Annotated in this window: 5 protein-coding genes; all 5 read right to left on the bottom strand. The window is 67.7% G+C overall.

Annotated features, from left to right (window positions below):
• Positions 1–908, bottom strand: a 908-nt coding sequence (locus AC13HU_RS30850; RefSeq protein ID WP_483045268.1) for an ABC transporter ATP-binding protein, incomplete at its 3' end; no start/stop codon positions are given.
• Positions 877–1,911 (bottom strand): ABC transporter ATP-binding protein, encoded by a 1,035-nt coding sequence (locus tag AC13HU_RS30845; RefSeq protein WP_483045269.1) that lies wholly within the window; start codon positions 1,909–1,911, stop codon positions 877–879. The genes AC13HU_RS30845 and AC13HU_RS30850, both read right to left, overlap by 32 nt.
• A 53-nt stretch (positions 1,912–1,964) precedes the next feature.
• Entirely contained in the window at positions 1,965–2,963 is a 999-nt protein-coding gene (locus AC13HU_RS30840) for an ABC transporter permease (protein ID WP_483045267.1), read from the bottom strand.
• On the bottom strand, positions 2,956–3,879 hold the full coding sequence (locus AC13HU_RS30835; RefSeq protein WP_483045266.1) for an ABC transporter permease: 924 nt from the start codon (positions 3,877–3,879) through the stop codon (positions 2,956–2,958). The genes AC13HU_RS30840 and AC13HU_RS30835 overlap by 8 nt, the downstream gene beginning before the upstream one ends.
• A gap of 67 nt (positions 3,880–3,946) precedes the next feature.
• Positions 3,947–5,584, bottom strand: coding sequence for a peptide ABC transporter substrate-binding protein (locus tag AC13HU_RS30830; protein WP_483045265.1), 1,638 nt, complete (start codon positions 5,582–5,584; stop codon positions 3,947–3,949).
• Between the last annotated feature and the right edge of the window lie 177 nt (positions 5,585–5,761).

Genomic DNA, 5,761 nt, shown 5'->3' with positions numbered 1-5,761 from the left:
GGCGAGGGCACGTCGCCGGCCAGGATGATCCGCTCGCGATGCTCGCGGGCCTCCGGATCGGGCACCGGCACCGCCGAGAGCAGCGCCTGCGTGTAGGGGTGGGTCGGGTGCTCGTAGATCTGCTCGTCCGAGCCGATCTCCACGATCTTGCCGAGGTACATCACGCCGACCCGGTCCGCGATGTGCCGCACGATCGACAGGTCGTGCGCGATGAACATGTACGACAGCTGGAACTCGTCCTGCAGCCGCTCCATCAGGTTGACCACCTGCGCCTGCACCGAGACGTCCAGCGCGGAGACCGGCTCGTCGGCCACGATGATCTCGGGGCGCAGCGCGAGACCGCGGGCGATGCCGATCCGCTGCCGCTGGCCGCCGGAGAACTGGTGCGGGTAGCGGTTGATGTACTCGGGGTTGAGCCCGACCACGTCCAGCAACTCGCGCACCCGGCGCTGCCGGTCGCCCTTCGGCGCCACCTCGGGGTGGATCTCGTACGGCTCGCCGATGATGTCCCCGACCGTCATCCGCGGGTTCAGCGAGGTGTAGGGGTCCTGGAAGACCATCTGGATGTTGCGGCGCACCGCCTTCAGCGCCCGCCCGTGCAGCTTGGTGATGTCCTCGCCCTTGAAGATGATCTTGCCCGCGGTGGGCTGCTCCAGGTTCATCAGCAGCCTGGCCACGGTGGACTTGCCGCAGCCGGACTCGCCGACGATGCCGAGCGTCTCCCCCGCGTACAGGTCGAAGTTGACGCCGTCGACGGCCTGGACGGCGCCGATCTGCTTCTTGAAGAGGATGCCGCGGGTCAGCGGGAAGTGCTTGACCAGGCCGCGGACGGTGAGGATCGGTTCGCGGCCGGAGGGGTCGGGCGGTACGGGCCGCTCAGGCGTCAGCGGACGGGATGCTGTCGTCATCCAGGGTCTCCTTCCAGAAGTGGCAGGCGCTCGCCCGGTCCTGGCTGACCCGGTACAGCGGGGGCACATCGGTGCGGCACACGTCCTGCGCGCGCGGGCAGCGGGGGTTGAAGGCGCAACCGGGCGGGATGTGCAGGAGGTTGGGCGGCAGTCCCTTGATCGCGTACAGCTCGCGGCCCTTCTGGTCCAGCCGCGGGATGGAGTCGAGCAGGCCCTTGGTGTACGGGTGGGCCGGCGCCCGGTAGATGTCGTGGACCGGCGAGGTCTCCACGATCCGCCCGGCGTACATCACCGCGATCTTGTCGGCGACGTCCGCGACCACACCCAGGTCGTGGGTGATCAGGATCAGGCCCATGTTGTACTCGCGCTGCAACTCCGCGAGCAGGTCCATCACCTGCGCCTGCACCGTCACGTCCAGCGCCGTGGTCGGCTCGTCCGCGATGATCAGGTCCGGCTCCAGGGCCAGCGCCATCGCGATCATCACGCGCTGCCGCATACCGCCGGAGAACTGGTGCGGATACTGCTTGATCCGTTCGCGGGCGGCGGGGATGCGGACCCGCTCCATCAGCTCGATCGCCTTGGCCCTGGCGTCCTTGCGGGAGACCTTGTGGTGCACCCGGAACATCTCGCCGAGCTGCTCGCCGACGCTGAGCACCGGGTTGAGCGAGGACAGCGCGTCCTGGAAGATCATCGCCATCTTCGCGCCGCGGACCCGCCGCCGCTCCTCGGTGCCGAGCTTGAGCAGGTCCCGGCCCTGGAAGATGACCTCACCGCTGGTGATGAAGCCGGGCGGCGAGTCGAGGATGCCCATGATCGCCTGCGCGGTGACCGACTTGCCGGAGCCGGACTCGCCGAGCACCGCCAGCGTCTCACCGGCGTGCACGGAGTAGTCGACACCGTTGACCGCCTTCGCGGTGCCCTCTCTGGTGCGGAACTCCACGTGCAGGTTGCGTACGTCGAGCAGCGGCCCGCTGTCGCCGTCGGCGGGCGGACCCGCGGACATCGCCATCGCCGCCTCCGTGGCTCCTGTGCCACCTGTTGGCATCGCGACGCCTCCTAGCGCAACTTGGGGTCGAGGGCGTCGCGAACCGCGTCGCCGAGCATGATGAACGCCAGCACGGTGATGCTGAGCGCCCCGGCCGGCCACAGCAGCATGTGCGGCGCGTTGCGGATCGCGTTGGACGCGTCGGAGATGTCGATGCCCCAGGAGACGGTGGGCGGTTTCAGGCCCACGCCGAGGTAGGACAGCGTCGCCTCCAGCGCGATGTACGTGCCCAGCGCGATGGTGCCGACCACGATCACCGGGGCGACCGCGTTGGGCGCGATATGGCGCACCAGCATCCGGGAGTTGCCGGCGCCGAGCGCGCGGGCGGCCTGCACGTAGTCGTTCTGCCGGGCGGTGATCACCGAGCCGCGGGCGATACGCGCGATCTGCGGCCAGCCCAGCAGGATCATGAACCCGATCACCGGCCACACCGTGGAGTTGGTGACCACCGACAGGAAGACCAGGCCGCCCAGCACCACCGGGATGCCGAAGAACACGTCGCTGATCCGGGACAGGACCGCGTCCCACCAGCCGCCGAAGAACCCGGCGAGGCCGCCGAGCACGCTGCCGAGGATGACCACGCCGGCGGTGGCGCACACGCCGACGGTCACCGACGCCCTGGCCCCGTACACGACCCGGGTGTAGACGTCGCGGCCCTGGTTGTCGAAGCCGAACGGGTGGCCGGCGGACGAACCCTCCTGTGCCCGGGCCAGGTTGGCCTTCAGCGGGTCCTGGGTGGCGATGGTGCCGGGCCAGATCGAGATGAAGACCAGGAAGAGGATGATCAGCGCGGAGATGATGAAGATCGGGTTGCGCCGCAGGTCGCGCCAGGCGTCGGACCACAGGCTGCGGGGCTTTGCGGCCGGGCCGCCCTCCTGGCCCTCCCCCGGCGGCTTCTCCAGGGTCTCCGCGTCGGTCGCGGCCAGGTCCATGCCGCCGCCGAATCCACCGGTCGGCGCGATGGCCTGGTTCGGATCGAACGCTTCGTTCGGGTCGATCGGTTCAGGCATAGCGAATCCTCGGGTCCAGGACCGCGTAGAGCAGGTCGACAAGGAGGTTGGCCAGCAGGAACACCAGCACCAGGATGGTGACGAAGCCGACCACGGTGGGGGCGTTGTTGCGCAGGATGCCCTGGTAGAGCTGGTAGCCGACGCCGTGGATGTTGAAGATCCGCTCGGTGACGATCGCGCCGCCCATCAGGGCGCCGATGTCGGTGCCGATGAAGGTCACCACCGGGATCAGCGAGTTGCGCAGCAGGTGCCGGACGATCACTCGGCGCCGGGGCAGGCCCTTGGCGACGGCGGTACGCACGTAGTCGGCGCGGGTGTTCTCGGCGATGGAGGTGCGGGTGAGCCGGGTGACGTAGGCGAGCGAGACCAGGGCCAACACCAGCCCGGGCAGGAGCAGTTCATTGAACGGCGCGCTCGGCGACACCGAGGGGCTGGTCCACTTCAGCTCCACGCCGAAGATGTACTGCAGCACGTAGCCGGTGACGAAGGTGGGCACCGAGATGACCACCAGCGTCAGCAGCAGCACACCCGTGTCGACCGGCTTGCCTCGCCGCATGCCGGTGATCACGCCGAGCGCGATGCCGATGATGATCTCGAAGATGATGGCCACGATGGTCAGCCGGATGGTGATCGGGAACGCGCTGCCCATCAGCGAGGTCACCGACTGGCCGTTGAAGGCGGTGCCGAAGTTCCCGCTGAAGATGTTCTTCATGTAGTGCAGGTACTGGGCGCCCAGCGAGTGGTCGAGGTACAGGTCGTGCCGGATCTGGGCGGCGGTGGCCGGGTCGGGCGCCTTTTCGCCGAAGAGCGCGGCGACCGGGTCGCCGAGCGCGTAGACCATGAAGAAGATCAGGAACGTGCTGCCGATGAACACCGGGATCATCTGGAGCAGCCGCCGGATCACATAGCGTCCCATGGGGCCTCCTGCACGGGGAGTGGGCGAAGGCCGCACCGGGGCGACCCGGTGCGGCCTCCGGCCGGTCTCACTTGACCTTGATCTCGTTGTAGACCGGGACGCTGAACGGGTTGAGGGAGACGTTGCTCAGGTTCGAGGAGTAGCCCGCGTTGCCGTTCTGGTACCACAGCGGGATCGCCGGCATGTCCTTGACCAGCAGCCTCTCCGCGTCCTGGTAGGTGCTGACGGCCTTGGTGCTGCTGCTCTCGGCATTCGCCTGGTTGACCAGCTTGTCGAACTGCGGGCTGTTGTAGTGCGAGTCGTTGGCCGAGGCGTCGGTGTAGTACAGCGGTTGCAGGAAGTCCTGGATCAGCGGGTAGTCCATCTGCCAGCCGGACCGGAACGGGTTGGTCATCTGCTTGTTGGTGATCTTGTTCCGGAAGTCGGCGAAGGTGCCGGTGGGATCCCCCACGCACGCCTTGTTGTTGCCCAGCGCGTTGTTGATGCTGTTGCAGACCGCGTCCACCCAGTCCTTGTGCGAGCCGGTGTCGGCGTTGTAGCCGATGGTGATCTTCCCGCCGGGCAGGCCGCCGCCCTCCTTGACCAGCTGCTTGGCCTTGGTGGGGTCGTACGTGCACTCCTGGCCGCACAGCCCGGCCTTGTAGCCGCCCGCGCTGCCGAGCACCGGCGAGGTCCAGTCGGTCGCGGGGGTGCGGGTGTTCTGGAAGATCTGCTGGGTGATCAGCTTGCGGTTGATCGCCATCGACAGGCCCTGCCGGACCAGCGCGGACTTCGCCGACGACCAGCGGCTGGAGTACAGCGGGAAGGAGACGGTCTGGATGATGCCGGCCGGCTGGTTGATGTAGCGGCTGCCGAGGTCGGACTTGACGTTCTTGAGCTGCGAGGCCGGGATGTCGTCGACCAGGTCGATGTTGCCGGCCTGCAGGTCGGTGTACGCGGTGTTGTTGTCGGTGTAGACCCGCAGGTCGACGCCCTTGTTCACGGCCGCGTCCGGGCCCTTGTAACCGTCCCACTTGACCAGGGACATCTGGGTGCCCTTGGTGTACTTCTGGATCTCGTACGGCCCGTTGCCGATCGGCTTCTTCAGCCAGGCCGCGTGGTCGGTGTAGAACGACTGCGGCAGCGGATCGAACGCCACGTAGCCGAGGGTGTCGGGCCACAGCGAGAACTTCTGGTTGAGCTTCACCTTGAACTCGGTGTTCGACACCTTCGTCAGACCCGAGAGCTTGGTGGCGGTGGGCTTGGCGCCGACTGCGTCCGGGTGCACCTTGTCATAGCCGGCGATCGGCTCGAAGAACGAGGCGTTGAGCTGAGCGTTCTTCAGCAGGGCGCCGTAGTTCCAGGCGTTGATGAAGGAGTCGGCGGTGACCGGGGTGCCGTCGGAGAACGTGAAGCCCGACTTGAGCTTGATGTCGAAGTTCTGCGCGTCGGTGCTGGTGACCGACTGGGCGATCAGGTTCTCGGCCTTCGCGGTCTTCGGGTTGTACACCTTCAGACCGCGGAAGACCATGTCGAGCACCTTGCCGCCCTGCACCTCGTTGGTGTCGGCCGGCTCCAGCGGGTTCTGCGGGTCTCCCCAGGAGGCGCGGACGATACCGTTGCTGCTCCCGCTGCTGCTACTACTGCTCCCGCCGCCGCAGGCCGTGGCAGCCAGCGCGACCGCCAGCACGCCCACCGCACACCTCACGCGTGTGGCTCCGCGCATCGAACGCCTCCTCATGGGTCACAAATGACATGTAAGTACTCATGACACCCCAATACGGGCATGCCCGCACTTCTTCACTCCCGTGTCGTGGGGCCGAAGTGCGGGGCAGGAGGCGGCCGAGCGGCCGAAGTTCACCCGGTCGGGCGCGCCCGAGCGGGCGCGGGCCCCGGGCCCGCC

The organism is Streptomyces sp. NH27 (assembly GCF_056859195.1).
Note: the sequence above shows the minus strand (reverse complement) of the source record. Positions and strands in the feature narration are given on the sequence as shown.